Here is a 20,238-nt window from a genome sequence, read left to right on the forward strand (position 1 = left end):
CTGGCCTAGGCGTACATCCAGCGCATCAGCGAATGCCGCCCGCCGATGCCCAGCTTGATCACGGCCCGGCGCAGGTAGCTTTCGACGGTGTTCACGCGCAGGCCAAGCCGTTCGGCCTGCTCAGGGGCCGTTTGACCGGCCAGTAGCCCCAGGCAGACCTGGCGCTCGCGTTCGGAAAGCTTGAGACCTGTCTGGGCCAGGCGCTGGATGAACCGCTGCTCCAGGCTTTCGTGGCTATTGCGCTGCGCGGTGGGTTGCAGGGCACGCAGGTGTTTCTCCAGCATCGGCAGCACCAGGGGTGTAATGGCCTCGAGCCTGTTGCGCTCCAGGGCGGAGAAGCCGTAGGTGGTGTCGGCGCGCAGTACGCGGATCTCGACCCGCGCGTCGCTGGTGCGGATACGGTGCAGGCGCGATGGGTCGCCCGAGGCGGTGGCAGTGGCTTGATCGCACGAGAACACGGTTTCGTCGAGCACGGTGGTTTCGCTCGGCGAGCGTGGCAGCTGGCGGATCTGCGTGGCGTCAATGCACAGGTGAGCCTGAATCAGGTCATGCAACAGGCGGGGGAACTGGCGGCTGCCGGTGCTGGCAATGATCTTGCCGATCTGCGGATAAATGGAATTGATGCTCATCGAATCGTCCTTGAGGCCAGGGCAGAAACCCGGCAGTGGTGCAAGCCCTCATCCTGGGCCGGCATCGGTGCGTGACAGGTATGCTAGTACAACGAGCGAGTCCTGGCTAAATCAAGGCTCGATGATGCCATATTGATATTGTTTTGTGGGCGCCATGCCGATCAGCGGGTTTGCTATCATGCCGCCTCCCTGACTAGCACAAGGCCCCATTTCCATGCCCCTGAGCGCCGAACAGATTGCCGAGTTTCGTGAGTTTGCCGAGCAGTTGGCCGATGCTGCGAGCGCGGCCATCACGCCGTACTTTCGTGCAAGCCTGGAGGTCGAGGACAAAGGCGGTCGCTTGTACGACCCGGTCACCGTCGCCGACAAGGCGGCCGAGGACGCGATGCGCGAGCGGATCCAGGCGCGCTATCCAGACCATGGCATTCTCGGTGAAGAGGCGGGCGTGGCCGTGGGCAGCAGCCCGTTGACCTGGGTGCTCGACCCGATCGACGGCACCCGTGCCTTCATCACCGGCCTGCCGTTGTGGGGCACGCTGATCGCGCTCAACGACGGTACCCGGCCAGTCGTGGGGGTGATGAACCAGCCCTTTACCGGCGAACGGTTCATCGGCACGCCCGAAGGTGCCTGGTCGGGCACGCGAGCGCTCAAGACCCGCGCCTGCAAGGAACTGGCAGCGGCCACGCTGATGTGCACCACCCCTGACATGTTCGATACGCCTGCGCGCAAGGCTGCGTTCGAGCACGTGGCCAGCCAGGCGCGGCTGATGCGCTACGGTGGCGATTGCTACGCCTATTGCATGCTGGCGTCGGGCTTTGTGGATGTCATCGTCGAAGCCAGCTTGCAGCCCTATGACGTGCAGGCGCTCATGCCCATCATCGAGGGCGCAGGTGGGGTGATCACCGCCTGGGATGGCAGCAGCGCGCAGCAGGGCGGTTGCGTGGTGGCCTGTGGTGACCCGGCCTTGCATGCCCAGGTCGTGGAACTGCTGCGCGGCGCGATGTAATTCAGGTCACTGCACGGACTGGCGCTTGCCGCACTTTTTTGGCTTTCGGGGCTCTATGCTAGGCCCAGGCCGCCGCGATCCCCGCGGTGGCCGCCGAAAACGAAGCGGTGCCGATGGTAGTGTGCAGTTGCTCCACGATAGTTCGCCTGCTGTTGGCAGGCTCCCTGGCCAGCCTGTGCGCCTGCACCCAGCAGCAGGGGCGCGACATCGTCAACCAGCTGGGCGAAGGCAAACCCAGCGAGCTGTTCCAGACCAGTGTGGACCGCCTGGCCACCTTGTCGATGCGCGACAACCTGCAAAGCCTCTACCTGCTGATGAACAAGCTGTACCTGCGCAATCCCAACCAGTTGCAACGTTCAGGCTACCTGGACGCGGCCACGGCCGAGCGCCAGATCCGCCTGGCCATCGAGCAGCGCCAGCCCCTGGCGCAACTGGGCAATCGACGCGACCTGGCTGCCTTGAGTTATGCCTTGAGCCCGGAGTTTCGCGGTGATCGAGTGGGTGCGTTCATCTACGCCATCGGCAGTATGCTGATCACCGCCCACGGTGGGCGCACCGCGTTCTACATGACCGACACCCTCGACCCGTTGTTCATCAACAACGCCGCGCGCAACATCGAAAAAGCCACCTGGATGCTGAGCCAGCGGCAGGACGCCAACGGTGTGTTGTTGCTGTTCTCCAATGAAATTTCGGAGGAGGGCAGCAACCTGAGTTTTGCCGTGGAATTCGGCAAGGTGGTGGCCCGCCTCGACCTGCTGGCCGAGCTGCTCGACGAGCGCTACCGCCGTATCGGCCTCAATTATGCGCAAAGCCTGCTGCTGATGAATTTCCTGCCGGTACAGTGACCTGCTGCGCCTGGAGCAGGGCCTGGATGGCCTTGCGGTAACGCTGCCCGGCCAGGCTCATGCTGTTGTTGTGTGTCGCACCTGGCACCAGCAACAGCGTCTTGGGCTCGCGCGCGGCCTCGAACAGCTGCTGGCTGAAACGCGAGGGCACGTAGCGGTCGTCCAGGCCATGGACCAGCAGCACCGGCAGGTCGATGTCGCCGATCTTGCCCAGCGAGTCGAATTTCTGCGACAGCAGCCAGCGCACCGGCAGCGATGTATTGGCGACCACCCCTGCCACATCGCCCAACGAGGTGAACGTGGACTCCAGGATCAGCCCTCGCGCCGGGGCGCTGGTGCTGGTGTCTCTGGCCTCACGGGTGAGCGTGCGCGCCAAGTCGACCGCTACGGCGCCACCCAGGGAGTGCCCATAGATCAGGCGTTTGCTCGCATCAGGTTGCAGTTGGGCGAAACGCTCCCAAGCAACGCGAGCGTCCTCGTACACGGTGGCTTCCGAGGGCAAGTCGCCTCGACTACGACCAAAGCCTCGATAGTCCACTGCCAGTACCGAATAGCCCATGGCGTGCAGTTGTTCGATGCGAAACAGCTGGCCAGTGAGGTTCCAGCGCACACCGTGCAGGTAAAGAATGGCCGGGGCATCGGCGCGTTTTGCGGGCCACCACCAGGCATGCAGGCTCTGGTTCTCGGCGAAGGTACGCGGGCGCAGGTCCAGCTCCTGAACACCGCCGGGAAGGCCATGGAACCAGCTGGCCTGGCCGGGCTCGATGCGAAACACCAGCTCGCGTTCCTTGTGCTGCAGGACCGAGCACCCGGCGGGCAGGGCGAGCACCAAGGTGGCAGCGCACAGCCAGCTGAACCAACGGCGGCGTAGGGCGGAGAACAACCGGGTAGACATACGGAGTTTGGGGGTCTCGAAAGTGGTCAAGGCGCGGGAGCGTACAAGAAGCGTGGCGTAGTTCTATCAAATGCTGCAGGTCATATGTAAGAAATATTACCCGCCGGCGGGTCAGCTTCTTTGCAAGCTGTTTCCAGCGCGAGCGTGCGCACCCTGCGCCGATTGCGCAAGCGCCCCGCAAGCAGGTAGCGTGGCCCGACACCCTCCTGACGAAGGCTTTGTTTTGGACTCGATAACCCAAGCCGTTCTCGGCGCTGCGTTGCAAGGCACATTGTTGGGGCGCATTCAGGGCCGTCGGGCCCTGGTCTACGGCGGTGCGCTGGCCACACTGCCGGACCTGGACGTGATCATCCGCTATGCCGACCCGGTCTCGCAGATGACCTACCACCGTGGCTTTTCCCACTCAGTGTTCGTGCTGACCGCGCTGGCAGCGCTTCTGGCATGGCTGGTGAACAGGGCCTGGCCGGACAAAGGCTATACGCTGTCCCGCTTATTCCTGACGTTCTGGCTGGTGTTGGTGACCCACCCTGTGCTCGACGCGTTCACCGTGTACGGCACCCAGCTGCTCTGGCCCTTGCACGTGACCCCGCAAAGCTGGGCGGCCGTGTTCATCATCGATCCTGTGTATACCGTGCCGTTGCTGGTGGCGGTGGCCTACGCCGCCGTGCGTGGCACCCATGCCCGCGCACTACGGTTCATGGCCGTGGCGCTGGTTTTGAGCACCGCGTACCTGGGCTTGGGCCTTGCCAGCCGTACCCTGGCGGAACACCGTTTCCAGGCCGCGCTCGATGCCAAGGGCGTGACTGTGAGCGAGGTTCGGGCAGTGCCCATGGCGTTCAACAGCCTGGTCTGGCGGGTCTTGGCCAAAGCGCCGGACGGCGTCTATTACGAAGGGGTCAGTAGCCTGTTGGACCGCCAGTCGCCAGAGATGCTGCGCCTGAACCGCAACCTGTCATTGGCCCAGGTGCTGGCAAACGATCCGCTGCACCAGCGGCTGCGCTGGTTCACCGACGACTGGCTGCGCTACGACCAGGTCGGCGACCGGCTGGTGGTGACCGACCTGCGCATGGGTACGCCAGGCAACTACACGTTCCGCTTCGACATGGCCCGGCAGGGCGAGCAGGGCCGCTGGCAGACGCAGCAGCCGGCCGTGCACACCGTCAGCGGCCCGCGCGATCTGTTCGACGGGCAGGCACTGGGGTTGATCTGGCGCCGCATCGTCTTCCAGCAACCCCCGCTGCCCTTGGCCGCCTGGACCGCACGCATTGCAACGCCAGGGCAAGGCCAGGTGGAGTAGCCACCCATGCGCTCAGGCGGGCTGGACCTGGTGAAGTGGGTCGCGATGCTGGCGATGCTCGCTGACCACCTGCGCTTTCTCTGGCCGCAGGCCCATGACCTGTTCGTGGTTGGCCGACTGGCGTTTCCGCTCTTTTGCCTGGTCATGGCCATGAACGTGGTGCGGCGCGGGCCTGACACGCTGCTCGATCGCCACCACGGGCGGTACCTGGGGCTGATGCTGCTGTTCACGGTGCTGTCCGAGCCCGCTTACCGCTGGCTGGACAGCGGCTCGACCACGTTCAGCATCATGCCGACGCTGTTGTTGGGCCTGCTGCTGGCCTGGGGCGTGCAGCATACCCAGTTGGCAACGCGGCTGCTGGGGCTGGTCGCGCTGGGCGCAGGTTGGGCTGCCAGCCCGTACCTGATGTACGGCCTGCCAGGGGTGCTGCTACCCGCCGCCTGCGTGCTTGGCCACCGCTACGGGGGCCGAATGTGGCTTGTGCCGTGCCTGTCGGCGGTTGCCGGCAACTTGACCAACAGCTGGTTGATGACGCACCTGAGCGCCCCCTTCACCTGGGTCACACTGACGGTTGCCGCCGTGGCCATCCCGGTCGGCAACGGCCTGTTGCACAGCCGATGGCGTCGCGTGCCGGCAGTGGGTCGCTGGGGCTATGGGTTCTACCCGCTGCACCTTTTGCTGATCAAAGCTGCGGGCATTGTTCAGCTGTGACACACCTGTTCCACCTTTGACCCAAGGTTGACGCAACTGTGTCGAGCATTCGCCCGTATCCGGCCCCTGCTCACTGACGGCCAAAGGCTCTACCGCGGTATCTCCGGCCGTCAGCCGGCGGTTTGGCACAGCCGTTGCTCTTGCCTGGAATGACGCTCGTCGCAGCGTCGCCATAACAAGAACGGAGAACAGCGCATGAATCGATCAGGCCCCCAACGCCTTGCACTCGGCTGCCTGGCCCTGGCCCTCAGTTGGACACCCCTGGCCTTTGCCGCCGGTGTCGATGGGCAACGCATCATTGATGCGGACAAAGAGCCCGGCAACTGGATGAGCCATGGCCGCACGTACGACGAGCAACGCTTCAGCCCCCTCAAGACTATCGACCAGAGCAACGTCAGCCAGCTAGGGCTGGCGTGGAGCTACAAGCTCGACCTGGACCGCGGTGTGGAGGCGACTCCCATCGTGGTCGATGGGGTGATGTACACCACGGGGCCGTTCTCGGTGGTGTACGCGCTGGATGCGCGCAACGGCCAGCTGCTGTGGAAGTACGACCCGCAGTCCGACCGCAACCGTGCGGGCGAGGCCTGCTGCGATGCGGTCAACCGGGGCGTGGCCGTGTGGCAGGGCAAGGTCTACGTCGGTGTGCTCGACGGTCGCCTGGAGGCCATCGACGCCAAGACCGGCAAGCGGGTGTGGTCGGTCGACACCCGCGCCGATACCACGCGCAGCTACACCATCACCGGTGCGCCGCGGGTGGTCAACGGCAAGGTGGTGATTGGCAATGGCGGCGCCGAATTCGGCGTGCGTGGCTATGTGACCGCCTACGACGCCGAAACCGGCCGCCAGGCATGGCGGTTCTACACCGTACCGGGCGACCCGAAGCTGCCGCCTGAGGACAAGGCCATGCAGATCGCCAGCAAGACCTGGCACGGGGATGCCTACGTCGAGTGGGGCGGCGGCGGGACAGCCTGGGATTCCTTCGCCTATGACCCGCAGTTGAACCTGCTGTACATCGGCGTGGGCAACGGCGCGATGTGGGACCCCAAATGGCGCAGCCAGGCCAAGGGCGACAACCTGTTCCTGTCCTCGATCGTGGCGGTGAATGCCGATACCGGCGAGTACGCCTGGCACTACCAGACCACGCCCGGCGACGCCTGGGACTTCACGGCCACCCAACACATGATCCTGGCCGAGCTGCCCATCGACGGCAAGCCGCGCAAGGTGCTGATGCAGGCGCCCAAGAATGGCTTCTTCTACGTGCTGGACCGGGAAACCGGCGAGTTGCTGTCGGCCAAGAACATCGTGCCGGTGAACTGGGCCAAGGGCATCGACATGAAGACCGGCCGGCCCATCGTCGATGACGAGGCGGCGGCCTACTGGAAGGACGGCAAGCGCAAGCTGGTGACCCCGGCGTTCTGGGGGGCGCACGACTGGCACCCGATGTCGTACAACCCGCAGACGGGGCTGGTGTACATCCCGGCCCACATCATGTCCGCCTACTACGAGCACGTGCCCGAAGCGCCCAAGCGCAACCCGTTCAAAAGCGTCTATCAGCTGGGGCTGCGTACCGGCATGATGCCCGAAGGCGCCGAAGGGCTGCTGGACATGGCCAAGACCTGGTCAGGCAAACTGATCGCCTGGGACCCGGTCAAGCAGGCGCCTGCCTGGGAAGTGCCGTACATCACCATCTTCAATGGCGGCACCTTGAGTACGGCCGGCAACCTGGTGTTCGAAGGCAGCGCCGACGGCCGGGTCATTGCCTATGCCGCCGAAACCGGCAAGAAGCTGTGGGAAGCGCCTGCGGCCAGCGGCGTGATGGCCGCACCGATCACCTATGCCGTCGACGGCGAACAATACGTCACCTTCATGGCGGGCTGGGGCGGCGCGTTTTCCACGTTCGCTGGGGCACTCTCGTTGCGTGCAGGCGTGCAGCCCTACGCACAGGTGCTGACCTACAAGCTGGGCGGCACGGCCAAGCTGCGCGAGCCGGCCCCGCCTGCCGATGCGCCCAAGCCGCCGCCATTGACGGCCAACGCCGAGACGGTCGCCGCAGGCGCTGCGCTGTACGACGGCAACTGCTCCCAGTGCCACGGCATTCATGCGGTCAGCGGCGGGGTACTGCCGGACCTGCGCAAGCTCAGCGCCGACAAGCACCAGATGTTCCTCGGAATTCTCTACGGCGGCAGGGTGCCCGATGGCATGCCCTCGTTCGCCGACAACCTCAACCCCGAGCAGGTCGAGCAGGTCCATCAGTACCTGATCAAGCGTGCCCACGACTTGCAGGAGGAAGGCGAGGTCTGGAAGCGGTTCAGCGCCCGTCCGGCAAGCCCTTCATCGCTGGCTGACAATGCACCACAGGAGTGAAATGCCCATGAACGATTCGGTCTACCAGAACTTCATCGACAACCGGTTCGAACCCGGTGAAGCCTTGCTTGAGGTCCATAACCCGGCCAACGGCCAGTTGCTCGGTCGCGTGCCTGAGTCTTCGCAGGCGCAGGTCGACCAGGCCGTGAGCGCGGCACGCCGGGCTCAGAAGGCCTGGGCAGCCCGGCCTGCGCAGGAACGCGCGGGCTACCTGCGTGCTATCGCGAGCCGGATACGGGCCAATGCCGACCAGCTGGCCCGGACCATTACCCTGGAAGGCGGCAAGGTCCCGGCTCTGGCCCAGGTGGAAGTCGGCTTCACGGCCGATTATCTGGACTACATGGCCGAGTGGGCGCGGCGCCTGGAAGGTGAGGTGTTGACCAGCGACCGTCAGGCCGAGCATGTGTTTCTCATGCGCAAACCGGTGGGCGTGGTGGCAGGCATTCTGCCGTGGAACTTCCCGTTCTTCCTGATCGCCCGCAAGATGGCGCCGGCGCTCATCACCGGCAACACCATCGTGGTCAAGCCCAGTGAGGAAACCCCGATCAACTGCTACGCGTTCGCCCGGCTGGTGGCCGAAACCGGCCTGCCACCCGGGGTGTTCAACGTGGTCGGCGGCACAGGCGCCGCCGTGGGCCACGGCCTGTCCAGTCACCCCGGCGTGGATATGGTGAGTTTCACCGGCAGCGTGGCGACCGGTGCACGGATCATGGCAGCGGCGGCGCCGAACATCACCAAGCTGAACTTGGAGCTGGGCGGCAAGGCGCCTGCCATCGTGTTGGCCGATGCCGACCTGGACCTGGCAGTGAACGCGATCGTCGCCTCGCGGGTGATCAACACCGGACAGGTGTGCAACTGCGCAGAGCGCGTGTACGTGGCGCGCCAGGTGGCCGATCGGTTCATCGATCAGGTGGCCCAGGCGATGGCCGCCACGCGCTATGGGGACCCATCGACGCAGGAGGACCTGCACATGGGGCCGCTGATCAACCAGGCCGGCCTGGACAAGGTGGCGCAGATGGTGCGCACCGCCCAGGCCCAGGGCGCGCAGGTGGTCACGGGCGGGCAGGTGGCCGACCTTGGCAGCGGTTTTCATTATCAGCCCACCGTGCTGGCAGGCTGCGCGGGCGACATGGAGATCATGCGCAAGGAAATCTTCGGGCCGGTATTACCGATCCAGGTGGTGGAGGACCTGGACGAAGCCATTGCCCTGGCCAACGACAGCGAGTACGGGCTGACCTCGTCGCTCTATACCCGCGATCTGAACGCCGCGCTCAAGGCATGCCGGGAAATCGACTTTGGCGAGACCTACATCAACCGCGAAAACTTCGAGGCCATGCAAGGCTTCCACGCCGGGGCCCGCAAGTCGGGCATTGGTGGGGCGGACGGTAAGCATGGGCTCTATGAGTACACGCGCACGCAGGTGGTCTACATCCAGGGTTGAAGCTCGGCAGTTGCCAGTGCCCCGCCGTCACGGCAGGGCACTGGGCTCAGTGGCCCTGGCGATTGGGTTGCACGATGCCGTGGCGCCTGATCTTGCGGTACAACGTGGAGCGCGAGATGCCAGCGGCCTGGGCGGCGGCGCTCATGTTCCACTGGGTACGGCGCAACAGCGTTAGCAGATGGTCGGCTTCAGCCTCCTCGACCTGCTGCCCAAGCTGCGGCGTTGCGCAGATTGTCCTGCTCGGTTCGACCTGCCCAAGCTGCAACTCGGCGGGCAGGTCGGCCAGTTCGATGCACCCGCCTTCTGCCAGGGCCGCGCCCTGGCGCAGGGCATTGAGCAGTTGGCGAATGTTACCCGGCCAGGAGTAGGCCAGCAGGGCGGCGTGTGCAGGTGCTGACAGGTTCAGCCCTGGTGCCAGACGTGCCAGCAGACCCTCGATCACGTGCGCCCGGTCACTGCGCTCGCGCAGCGCCGGCAGCGTGATGCGCATGCCACAGAGCCGGTAGTAGAGGTCCTCGCGGAACTGGTGGCTGGCGATTCTGGCAGTCAGGTCCTGGTGCGTCGCCGATATCACCTGAATATCCAGCCTCACTGGGGTGGCCGCCCCCAGCGCCACCAGCTCCCGTTCCGCCAGCACCCTTAGCAGACGGGTTTGCAGATCGGCCGGCATGTCGCCTATTTCATCGAGAAACAGCGTGCCGCCGTTGGCCTGTTCCAGCTTGCCTTTCATGCCCTTGCGGTCCGCCCCGGTGAAGCTGCCGGGCCGGTAGCCGAACAACTCGCTTTCGATCAGTGCTTCGGGAATGGCAGCGCAATTGAGCGCCACGAAAGGCCGGGCGCTTCGGGCGCTTGCCTGGTGCAGGGCGCGAGCGAACGCTTCCTTGCCAGTGCCGGTTTCACCGCTGAGCAGCAGCGCGATGTCCTTGTCCAGCACCTTGCGCAGGCGCGCGACGGCGTGCTGCAGCTGCGGGTCGCCGCCGGCCAGCTGGTCGAGTGTCGGATGCGCGTTGGCAGAGGCCGCCAGTGCAGCCGGGGCACAAGGGCGATAAGCGCGCGGCACGCGCAGGCCAACCTCAAGGCCCGTGACCTGGCACGCATCGTACAGCTGCGTGCCCCGGGCACCGCCCTGGGTCAGGGCCAGCAACTGGTCGATGTCGGCACTCAACACCTGCTCGATACGCAGGCCGAGCAGGGCATGGGGGTTGCTGTTGAACGCGGCCCGGTTGGCCCCGACGATACGGCCACCCTCGTCGAGGGCCAGCAGTTGCTCGGCTGCCAGGTCCGCATCGCCGTCGCAGGGCTTGACCGCGAGGGTCAGGCAGTCGCGGTAACGCTGGCGAAAGTGCGCGTTTTCGATCAGCCGCGCGTACAGCGTCACCAATTGCAAGGTCAGGTGCTGGGCCTGCTTGGGCCCATCGTTGTACAAGCAGGTCGCGTTCAGGCAACCCAGCAGGTGGTTATGGCTGTCGAAAATCGGCGAGACCGAGCAACTGAGCCGGGCATTGCTGGCCAGGAAATGTTCCTGACGGTGAATGGTCAGCGCCTGTTGTGAGGCCAGCGCGGTGCCGATGCCGTTGGTGCCGGCGATGGACTCGTCCCAGCGCGCCCCCACCACCAGCCCGGACCCGGTGAAGTGCCCGGCGTCGGCAGGCAGGCGGGCATCAAGCGTGACCCCCGCCGCATCGCTGAGCAAAACGGCAAAACCTGCATCCGCCACCCGCCGGGCCAAGCCACTCACGCCCTGGCTGGCGAGGGTCAGGTAAGCCTGGTGCTGGGCTTGCAACTGGCGGATTTCGGCGGCACTGAGCATGTTGTCCGTCGGGTGGACACTCGGGTCCAGGCGGTGCTGGGTGACACTGCGGTACCAGGATTCGGCGATCACCGCTTCCGGGACCAGGCCGCGGTGGCCGAAATGACTGTCGACGAAGGCCGCCAGTTCCGAGGCAGGGTTATGAGCGGGCATGGGCGCTCCACAGTTATTGTTATCAGGGGTGAAGATAACCCTAGCTGATGGCGCGCTGCCAGCCCAGACGCGCGGCCAGGGCGCTCAGTGGATCAGTTCGAGTGCCTCGGCGGTGGTGAGCGGCCGCTTCATGCGTTGCGACAGCTGCATCATGGCTGAGGCATAACCCTTGGCAACCACGGCCTGTACCTGATCCGCCAGGCACTGCAGCGCAATGAAATCCCCGCTTTCCGGGGCGCCGACGAAGGTGATGGCGTCCCACTGCCGAGCGTGGCCGAGCACTTCGAACCGCTGCCCATGGTGATAGGTCCAGAAAAACGGCACGTCGGCGTAGCGGCGCTGCTGGCCCAGCATGTTTGCCGCGGCGATGACGCCGTGTTGCTGTGCCAGCCGCCAGTGTTCGATGCGCACCGATTGGCCGGCGAGTGGGAAGCTGGCCATGTCACCCGCCGCCCACAGGCCTTCGGCCACCTGCATTTCACCGTTGACCGGCACGCCATGGTCGTCGGCCAGCGACACCCCATTGAGAAAAGCCGTGGCCGGGGCTACCCCCGTTCCCAGCAGCACCACCTGGCAGTCCACGCGCTCGCCGCTGCCAAGCACGACCGCTTCGACCTGATCTACGCCTTCGATCGCCTTCACCTCGGCCGGGCCATGGAAAGTGACGCCCTTGCGCTCGTGCAAGGCCCGAATCGCCCGGCCGATGCGCTCGCCCAGCTGCTTGACCAGCGGGACATCGTGCCGTCCGATTACATGGACCTGGGCACCGTATTCGCTCAACGCCGAGGCCGCTTCCAGGCCGATGAAACTGTCGCCCACGATCACAACCGGTTTACCCGGTTCCACGGCATCGAGCAGTTGCGCCGCGTCCGCGCGCGCGCGCAGCGTGAAGACGCCAGGCAGGTCACGCCCCGGGATATCCGGGCGCTGGGCCTTGGCGCCCGTGGCGAGCAGACAGGCGTCATAGTCAATGCGTTGGCCGTCGGCCAGCAGAAGCTGGCGTTTCTGGGCATTGAGCGAGCGGACCTTGGCGTGCCGACGCTCCAGTTGCCCCATCCGCAGGTCATCAGGCTCCAGCAGCATCGGCACCTCATCCGGGGCCATCTGGCCTGCGAGCACGAATTTGCTCAGGGCCGTGCGGTCGTAGGCCGGCTGGCGCTCCTGGTCGATCCACACCAGGCGACCATTGAAACCCTGGCGGAGCAACGTGGCCACGGCGGCACTGCCTGCCGCACCGGCTCCCAGCACCACGAAACACCGCGCATCGCTGTGCCGGGGCGGGCGCGCCTTGGGCAAAGGGCGGTCGTCCACCCACACCTGGTCATCCTTGACCCAGGCCTTGTAGCGGCGCAGGTCGGTCAGGGCAGGGGGCTCGCACACGGCCCCCTCGTCCACGGCGAACGCGGCCTTGTGCCATGGGCAAATCAGCAAGCCGCCGCAGACGCGGCCCTCATCCAGCGGCGCGCCTGCATGAGGACAGTTGCCCTGAAAAGCACGCACCTGATCGCCCTGACGGACGATGATCAGCTCTTCGCTACCGGCTTCCACGCGCAGGGGGGTGTGTTCATCGAGGTCGGCCAGGCGGGCCACGGCGTGTTCGGTCATGGTGAATTCTCCAAAGGGGGGCCTCTGGAAGGGTTCGACGCCGATTTGCCCGGTCGGGCTGCGTCGAGCTGACGACTGGAGCGCAGTACGGGGCACAAGGGATGGTCAACCTTGCTCGCACGGGACCGAATGACCCGTACGAGCAAGCGCCGTTGGCGCGACCGTCAGTCGGCTGTGGCAGGTGCGGGCGTAAGGGTACGGGTGGCGCGCAGGGCCACCAGGCTACCCACCACGATCAGCGCCGCCAGGGCGTAGAGGGCAGCGTCGGTCGAGCCGGTCTGGTCCTTGATGAACCCGACCAGATAAGGGCTGAGAAAGCCCGCCATTTGGCCGACCGAGTTGATCAGGGCCAGGCCCGCCACGGCCGCACCCGCGCTGAGCAAGGCCGTGGGCATCGGCCAGAACATCGGCAGGCCGGTGAGGGCGCCCATGGTGGCGATGGACAGGCCAAGGATGGCGATCGCCGGAGTAGCCGCGAAATTCACCGCCATCAGCAGGCCCACAGCGCCCATCAGCATTGGCACTACCAAGTGCCAGCGGCGCTCGTTGCGAAGGTCCGCCGAGCGCCCGCACAGGATCATGAAAACCCCGGCCAGCAAGTAGGGAATGGCGCTCAACCAGCCAATGAGCAGGGGGTTGTCGAAGCCCATGTTCTTGATGATCGAAGGCAGCCAGAAGTTGATGGCGTACACACCGCTCTGGATGCAGAAGTAGATGAAGCCGAAGGTCCAGATCAGCGGGTTGGCCAGCACGGCCAGAACGCTGTCGCCCGTGGTGGGCGGCTTGCTGTCGGCATCGGCCTGCAGGTCGGCGGCGATCAGCCGGCGTTCATCATCGCTCAGCCAGGCCGCTTTCTGGTAGCCATCGCTGAGCAGGAACACCGCCAGCACGCCGAGCGCAACGGTCGGCAGCCCTTGAATCAGGAACATCCATTGCCAGCCGGCAAGGCCATGTTGCCCGGCTGCAAAGTGCTCGAGGATCCAGCCGGAGAACGGGCTGCCCAACAGGCCCGAGACCGGGATCGCGGACATGAACAAGGCCATGATGCGGCCACGGCGCGCACCGGGGAACCAGCGCGAGAGGTACAGCACCACGCCTGGGAAGAAGCCTGCCTCGGCGGCACCTGTGAGCAGGCGCAGGGCATAGAACTCGGTGGGGGTCGTCACGAACAGCAGACAGGTGGACAAGCTGCCCCAGGCAATCATCATCAAGGCGATCCAGCGCCGTGGGCCGAAGCGGTTGAGCGCCAGGTTGCTCGGAAGGCCGCACAGGACGTAGCCGATGAAGAAGATGCCGGCACCGAGGCCGTAGACGGTTTCGCTGAACTTGAGCGCGTCGAGCATCTGCAGCTTGGCGAAGCCGACGTTGACGCGGTCGAGGTAGTTGAACAGGTAGCAGATGAAAATGAACGGAATCAACCGCAAGGTGATGCGCCGGTACAGCGCATTGCGGGTGGTGTCCGTGCCTTGGTCAGGGGCGGGGCTGTGTGCCATGATCGGGTTCTCTGTTGTTATGGTTGTCACCGCGTCGCCTGTTCCGGCGCTCGCCTGAACGAGTCTCGGGGACGGCGGCGTGGCTGTCTTTGTGCTTTTGCACAGGCCATGGGCCTTGCTGCTGTGCCCGAGCCCAACCGCACGCCCCCAAGGACCGTTGAATGTTCGAACTCGACCACGACCTGGCACAGGATATCGTAGACCGCGCCATGGCCATTCTGCCCTGCAACGTCAACGTCATGGACAGCCAGGGCCTGATCCTGGGCAGCGGCGAGCCGGAGCGTATCAACACACGGCACGAAGGCGCCCAGCTGGTGCTCGCCAATGGCCGTATCGTGGAGCTCGACCAGGAGGCGGCACGCTGCCTGAAGGGGGTGCAGCCGGGGGTGAACCTGCCGCTGATGCTCGACGACCGCCTGATGGGCGTCTTGGGGCTGACGGGTGATCCGCAGCAGGTTCGGGTGTATGCCGAGCTGGTGCGCATGACCGCCGAAATGCTGCTGGCCCAGCGTCACCTGCAGGCCGACCAGCAGTGGCGCAAGCAGCGCTGCGACGATTTGCTGGCCTTGCTGCTGGGCGGGACCGGCGACGCCTCACGGCTGCTGGACGAGGCACGCCAACTGGGCCTGAAACCGCAGCTACCACGCATTCCCTGCCTGTTCGAGCTGGCCAGCGGGCCCGATGCCGAAGCGCTGGCAAGCTGGCTGATGAGCCGCTACCCCGACAGTTGGTGCGTGAGCCCAGCGCGCCACTCGCTGCTGTGGTGTCGCCCGGCAGGCGTGGCGCTGGAGGCATCACGGCTGGTCGAGCGCATCGAGCGGCACGGTTGGGCAGTGGAGCGCTCGGCCATGGGTACCGCCGCGCAGGGTCTTGAGCAGTTGCGCCGCGGCTACCGGCGTGTGCGCGACCTGCTGGCCTATGGGCGTGAGGTGGTGCCCCAGGAACGGCTGCTGAGCTTGCAGCGCTATCGCCTGCCAGCCTTGCTCTGGCGCCATCGCAACGATGAGGCGCTGGACGAACTGCTCGAGCCGTTGCTGCGCATTCAGGCCCGCGACAGCAGTGGGCAATTGCTGGCTACGCTGCGCGCCTGGTGTGCCCATGATGGTCAGAGCCAGGCGTGTGCCGAGGCGCTGGGTATTCACCGCAATAGCCTACGTTACAGGCTTGAACGCATCGCCGAGCTGGGCGAGGTGGATCCGATGCGCCTGGAGGGCATGCTCAGTTTGTACCTGGGGCTGCAGTTGCTGCCCATCCGATAGCCGTAGCCGGCTGGGCACTGTCGCCTGGCGCTGGCATCTGCCCAAACAATCCGTCGGGCGGTTTGTGCATTTGACCGACGCCGCTTCGCGGGCCAGCTGTCAGCATGCCGCTACCCGGACAGGAGAATCATCATGAAGATCGTCATCGCGCCTGACTCGTTCAAGGACAGCCTCGAGGCGGCAGACGTGGCGCGCGCCATCGCTGCTGGCCTGGCCGAAGCACTGCCCGACGCCCAGTTGGTCGAGTGCCCCATGGCCGATGGTGGCGAAGGCACGATGCAGGCCATTCTTGCCGCCAGCGACGGCGAGCTGCGCCGGCTTACCGTGTGCGGCCCCTTGGGCACACCTGTGTCGGCGGGCTGGGGCTGGCTGCCCCAGAGCCGCACCGCAATCATCGAAATGGCGCAGGCCAGCGGCCTGCAACAGGTGCCCACCGGGCAGCGCGACGCCTGCCGCAGTTGCACCTGGGGCACCGGTGAGCTGGTCGCCGCGGCGCTCGACGCCGGCGCGCAGCGCGTGGTGCTGGCGATCGGCGGCAGTGCCACCAATGATGCGGGCAGTGGCATGCTGCGCGCCCTGGGCCTGCGTCTGCTGGATGCAGACAATCAGCCACTGGCCGAGGGTGGCCTTGCCCTGGCCGGCCTGGCACGGATCGATGCCAGCGGGCTGGACCCGCGCCTGGCGCACGTAAATTTCGAAGTGGCGGCTGATGTGGACAACCCGCTGTGCGGCCCCCAGGGCGCATCGGCCATCTTCGGGCCACAGAAGGGGGCCAACCCGCAACAGGTTCAGGCCCTCGACCAGGCGCTGGGTCACTTCGCCGACCACTGCGCCCGCTTGCTGGGCCAGGATGTGCGTGATTACCCAGGCTGCGGCGCCGCCGGGGGCATGGGCTTTGCGGCCAGGGCCTTCATGGGTGCCCAGTTCCGGGCCGGCGTGGAAGTGGTGGCCGAACTGGCCGGCCTGCAAGCCCATGTCAGGGACGCGGACCTGGTGGTGACCGGGGAGGGCCGTTTTGATGCCCAGACCCTGCGCGGCAAGACGCCGATGGGGGTGGCCCGGGTCGCCAAGCGTCATGGCGTGCCGGTGGTTGTGCTGGCGGGCATGCTCGGCGAGGGCTATCAGCAGCTGTACGCCCATGGGGTAGATGCCGCCTTTGCGCTGGTGGACGGCCCCATGACGTTGGAACAGGCCTGCCGCGACACCTCCCGCCTGCTGCAAGCCCGCGCCTGTGACATCGGTCGGCTCTGGGCTTGGGTCAAGCGCGTCTGAGCAGATGAAGCGCGCAGCTCAGGGTGCCAGCACCGGCAGGGGTGTGCTGGGCAACAGGGCCAGGTCGCCGAAACGCTGCGTCGAATCGATGTAGCGCAGCGCCGACTTGGCGTCCTTCCAGCCTACGTAGCTCATGAGCGACTTGAGCTCCCAGCCATTGGCGCTGGCCCAGGTGGCGAAGCCGCGACGCAGTGAGTGACCGGTATACAGCGCAGCTGGCACCTGGGCGCGGGTCAACATGCGCCGCAGCAGGCCCACCAGGCTGTTGCTGTTGAGCGGCTGGTCACCGAGATTGCCCCAGCGGTCGAGCTTGCGGAACACCGGGCCGTGGGCGATGCCGGCCACTTGCAGCCATTGCAGGTAGGCCGTTACCGGGCAGAGGGCCTTCAGGGCCGGGGTGCGGTGCTGCACGCCAAGTGCCTCGCGGTCGCCTTTGCTGCGCGGCACAAACAGCGTGATGCCCACGCCCGCTTCGGCCTGTATGTGCTCGACCCGCAAGCGCGCCAGTTCATCGCCGCGAAAGCCACGCCAGAACCCCAACAGCAGCAGCGCCGTGTCGCGCCGGGCGCGGCGCAGCCCGGCCATGTCGTGGTTCGCCTGGGCTTGGCGGGCTTCTTCCTCGAAGCAGGTCACGGCCGTTTGCACATGTTGCAGCAGCAATGGCGCTGCCTGCTTGGGCGGGGTGGGGTGCAGCGTGCGGATGCCGCGCAGGACCTGGCGCACCACCGGTGCTTTGGTGGGGTCGGGGAAGCCTTGGCTGATGTGCCACTGGCTGAGGGCCGCCAAGCGCTGGCGCAGGGTACTGACCGCATGCTGCTGGGCGTGGTCGGCCAGGTACCGGGCGATGCTTTCGGCAGTGGCCGGCAGAAAACCGCCCCATTGCGTCTCGAAATGATCCACCGCCGCCTGGTAGCTGCGGCGGGTGTTGTCACGCGTGGCGGCGCGCAGGTAGCGCTCGATATCGGTCATGGTGCGGGCGTCGGCGGATGGATGCAGTGGTGCCACCTTAAACCTTGAGGCCTGTCGGTACCAAGGGTTTGCCAGGGTTTGCACGCTCTTCTTCGCGTCAGTGCAACGCGGCCAGGGGCTGCGCCTGATGCTTGAACGGCACGTAGTCACGCAGCTGCGCGGCGGACAGGGGCCGGCTGAAATGATAGCCCTGAGCAACGTCGCACCCCGCCAGGCGCAGGCACACGACCTGCTCGCGGGTTTCCACGCCTTCGGCCACCACCACCAGGCCCAGGCGTTTGGCCAGGATGATGGTGGAGGCCACGATGGGGCTGTCGTCCGGACTGTTGGACAGCGAGGCGATCAAGGATCGATCAATCTTCAGTTTGCTCAGAGGCAGTGCATGCAGATGGGCGAAGCCTGCGTAGCCTCGGCCAAAGTCGTCCAGGCTGATCCCGATGCCTGCCTGGCGCAGCCGGTGTAGATGCGCGATCGCCGGGCCCTCAGGGTCGAGGATGGTGGTTTCGGTGATCTCAAGCTCCAGATGCTCGGGGACAATGCCGTGCTCGCTCAGTTGGTCGAGCAGGCGCACAGTGAAGTCAGGCTGACGCAACTGCAAGGCAGACACGTTGACGGCAAGGCGCACCTGGCGGCTTTCCCTGTGCCAGGCCGACAAGGCCTCGCAGGCCAGGCGAAGGACTTCCCAGCCCAACTCGACAATGAAGCCGCTGCGTTCGGCCAGGGCGATGAAACGGTCGGGGTAGAGCAGGCCGAACTCGGGATGCTGCCAACGTACAAGCGCTTCAAAGCCTGCGACCTTGTGGTCATCGAGGCCGATCTGCGGCTGGTAGTGCAAGACGAATTGCCTGCCCGCCAGTGCAGCGCCAAACGCCTGCTCCAGGGAAAATGCCTGGATATCGGCCACGTTCAGGGAGGGGTCGAAATAGCGGTACTGCGCGCGGCCGGCCTGCTTGGCCGAATACATGGCCGCATCGGCGCTGCGCACCAGGCTGTCGATGTCCTGGCCATCGCGCGGGCAGATGCTGACCCCGATACTGGGACTGGTGTTGACCTCTTGTCCTTCCAGGGCATACGTGGCAGAAAGCCTGCGGGCCAGTTCGCGTACCCAGGCATCGATCTGCTCCTCGCTGCGCTCGCCTGCGAGCAGTACGACGAACTCATCGCCGCCAAAGCGCGAGGCTTCATCGCCCGGTTCGAGCAAGCGCTGGATACGGCCGGCCACAGCCTGCAGCAACAGGTCACCGACTTTATGGCCCAGCGAATCATTGATGGACTTGAAACGGTCCATGTCGATGAAGAGGATGGCCACCAGTTGCCGCCTGCCACGCTGATGGACGAGCGCGGCACCTGCCACTTCGACGAATTGACGGCGGTTGTGCAGGCCGCTGAGATGATCGGTGGCGGCGGCATGGCTGCTGCGCCGGTGTGCATCTTCCAGGCGCCCGATCAGTTGCTGGTTGATCTGCTGGGCGTGCTCCAGCGCCGTGAAGGCTTCCTGGCGCTTGCGCAGCAGGCGCAGGGTCCAGGCCAGGCTGGCCAGGATCATCAGTGTCATGCCCAGTGTCAGCCAGAACTGCCGGGCACAGGCCGCGTCGATGGGCCCGGTGATCTCGTTCTCGCGCTGGCTGATGACAAGGGTAAAACCGTGCTCGGGCCGATGCCTGAAGACGCTCTGGTAAGGATCACCTTCCAAGTACTGGGTCAGCACGCCCGCAGGGGTGCCATCGGTTGGCAGTGCCGGCTGCAAGGCAGCTGTGATCGGCAACAAGCCGCGATTACCGAGGCGCAGGCGTTCCGTGCCGTCGGCCTGCAACACACTCACGCGGGTAGAATCGCCCAGATCCACCTGTTGCAGCAATTGCGCCAAGGGGTGGGCGGCAAGCTGCACTGCAACCAACGTGTCGCATGCCTCGGGCTGCTCAGGCACGGGCATGAGGACCTTGGAGGAAGTCGCACACGCTTTACCTTCGGCAGCGGCGTGCGCACGGTCGAGCCATTGGCTGACGTTTTCGGCGAGCACGTTGGCCAGCCGCTGATGTTCGTTGCCACGGTTGGTCAGAGCATCCTGGCGAGCGGTGGCTTTCTGAGCAACATGCACCCCCCACAGAAAGGTCAGCGTAGCAGCGCACAGCAGCAGGATCAGCAGCCTGAGCAGGGTCGCCGAGGAAAGTGAACGTCGTATCAATTGCAGTGTTTCCCGGCCTTGTGTGAGGCCCGGACATTACGGCAGCAACATGACAGCGCCATGACTGGTGGCAAATAGCCTGTAGTGATGGCTGAACCAAAGATGACAGCGGCGGGTCAAGTCGGGTATACCTTGCCGCTACCAAGGGGAGCCCGATAACGGGCTGAGAAACCGCTGAGCCAGGTGCAGCGCGGTGACCCTTCGAACCTGATCCGGATAATGCCGGCGAAGGGATGGGGTGCTATAGCGCCTGCCTTCCCGCCGGTCTCAAGGCGAGACCCGATTCATGACCATTGCCCAGGTC

At 65.6% G+C, this 20,238-nt stretch carries 15 protein-coding genes and 1 riboswitch; of the genes, 8 read left to right on the plus strand and 7 right to left on the minus strand.

The features are described 5' to 3' along the window. Positions 1-5: 5 nt before the first annotated feature. A complete protein-coding gene (locus CWR53_RS10340; protein ID WP_220458341.1) occupies positions 6-629 on the minus strand; it encodes a helix-turn-helix transcriptional regulator in 624 nt (207 codons plus the stop codon). Positions 630-843: 214 nt separating this feature from the next. Between CWR53_RS10340 and hisN the strand changes: the two genes are divergently transcribed. Then, positions 844-1,635, plus strand: a complete 792-nt coding sequence (hisN, locus tag CWR53_RS10345; RefSeq protein ID WP_058604555.1) for a histidinol-phosphatase — start codon at positions 844-846, stop codon at positions 1,633-1,635. 113 nt (positions 1,636-1,748) lie between these two features. Continuing rightward, positions 1,749-2,480, plus strand: coding sequence for a hypothetical protein (locus CWR53_RS10350; RefSeq protein ID WP_058639248.1), 732 nt, complete (start codon positions 1,749-1,751; stop codon positions 2,478-2,480). Here CWR53_RS10350 and CWR53_RS10355 read toward each other — a convergent pair. Further along, positions 2,431-3,375 (minus strand): alpha/beta hydrolase, encoded by a 945-nt coding sequence (locus tag CWR53_RS10355; protein WP_100851449.1) that lies wholly within the window; start codon positions 3,373-3,375, stop codon positions 2,431-2,433. The genes CWR53_RS10350 and CWR53_RS10355 overlap by 50 nt on opposite strands. 223 nt (positions 3,376-3,598) lie before the next feature. Here CWR53_RS10355 and CWR53_RS10360 point away from each other — a divergent pair, with 223 nt between their 5' ends. The 4 genes from CWR53_RS10360 to aldA all read left to right on the plus strand — a co-directional run bounded on the left by CWR53_RS10360 (position 3,599) and on the right by aldA (position 9,188). Continuing rightward, entirely contained in the window at positions 3,599-4,672 is a 1,074-nt protein-coding gene (locus CWR53_RS10360; RefSeq protein ID WP_100851450.1) for a metal-dependent hydrolase, read from the plus strand. Between the two features lie 6 nt (positions 4,673-4,678). Continuing rightward, entirely contained in the window at positions 4,679-5,383 is a 705-nt protein-coding gene (locus tag CWR53_RS10365) for a TraX family protein (RefSeq protein WP_100851451.1), read from the plus strand. 195 nt (positions 5,384-5,578) lie between these two features. Beyond that, positions 5,579-7,747, plus strand: a complete 2,169-nt coding sequence (locus CWR53_RS10370) for a PQQ-dependent dehydrogenase, methanol/ethanol family (protein ID WP_100851452.1) — start codon at positions 5,579-5,581, stop codon at positions 7,745-7,747. 7 nt (positions 7,748-7,754) lie between these two features. Further along, complete coding sequence (gene aldA, locus CWR53_RS10375; RefSeq protein ID WP_100852625.1) at positions 7,755-9,188, plus strand: aldehyde dehydrogenase; 1,434 nt, start codon at positions 7,755-7,757, stop codon at positions 9,186-9,188. 46 nt (positions 9,189-9,234) lie between these two features. Here the strand turns inward: aldA and CWR53_RS10380 are convergent, their stop codons facing one another. From CWR53_RS10380 to CWR53_RS10390, 3 genes are all read right to left on the minus strand, one after another. Beyond that, on the minus strand, positions 9,235-11,151 hold the full coding sequence (locus tag CWR53_RS10380; RefSeq protein ID WP_100851453.1) for a sigma-54-dependent Fis family transcriptional regulator: 1,917 nt from the start codon (positions 11,149-11,151) through the stop codon (positions 9,235-9,237). 84 nt (positions 11,152-11,235) lie between these two features. Beyond that, entirely contained in the window at positions 11,236-12,756 is a 1,521-nt protein-coding gene (locus CWR53_RS10385; RefSeq protein ID WP_100851454.1) for an FAD-dependent oxidoreductase, read from the minus strand. 164 nt (positions 12,757-12,920) lie between these two features. Then, complete coding sequence (locus CWR53_RS10390) at positions 12,921-14,249, minus strand: MFS transporter (RefSeq protein ID WP_058604562.1); 1,329 nt, start codon at positions 14,247-14,249, stop codon at positions 12,921-12,923. A gap of 161 nt (positions 14,250-14,410) precedes the next feature. Between CWR53_RS10390 and CWR53_RS10395 the strand changes: the two genes are divergently transcribed. Then, on the plus strand, positions 14,411-15,508 hold the full coding sequence (locus tag CWR53_RS10395) for a sugar diacid recognition domain-containing protein (RefSeq protein WP_100851455.1): 1,098 nt from the start codon (positions 14,411-14,413) through the stop codon (positions 15,506-15,508). Positions 15,509-15,640: 132 nt separating this feature from the next. After that, positions 15,641-16,780: a glycerate kinase gene (locus CWR53_RS10400; protein ID WP_100851456.1), complete on the plus strand. Its 1,140-nt coding sequence runs from the start codon at positions 15,641-15,643 to the stop codon at positions 16,778-16,780. 18 nt (positions 16,781-16,798) lie between these two features. On the opposite strand, the gene CWR53_RS10405 is transcribed toward CWR53_RS10400, so the two are convergent. Beyond that, complete coding sequence (locus CWR53_RS10405; RefSeq protein ID WP_138031815.1) at positions 16,799-17,785, minus strand: site-specific integrase; 987 nt, start codon at positions 17,783-17,785, stop codon at positions 16,799-16,801. 61 nt (positions 17,786-17,846) lie between these two features. After that, positions 17,847-19,934, minus strand: a complete 2,088-nt coding sequence (locus tag CWR53_RS10410; protein WP_100851458.1) for a bifunctional diguanylate cyclase/phosphodiesterase — start codon at positions 19,932-19,934, stop codon at positions 17,847-17,849. Between the two features lie 134 nt (positions 19,935-20,068). Beyond that, positions 20,069-20,185, plus strand: a riboswitch (TPP riboswitch). Positions 20,186-20,238 lie beyond the last annotated feature (53 nt).

Origin of the sequence: Pseudomonas sp. SGAir0191 (assembly GCF_002812565.2) — a bacterium.
GTDB lineage: Bacteria > Pseudomonadota > Gammaproteobacteria > Pseudomonadales > Pseudomonadaceae > Aquipseudomonas > Aquipseudomonas parafulva_B.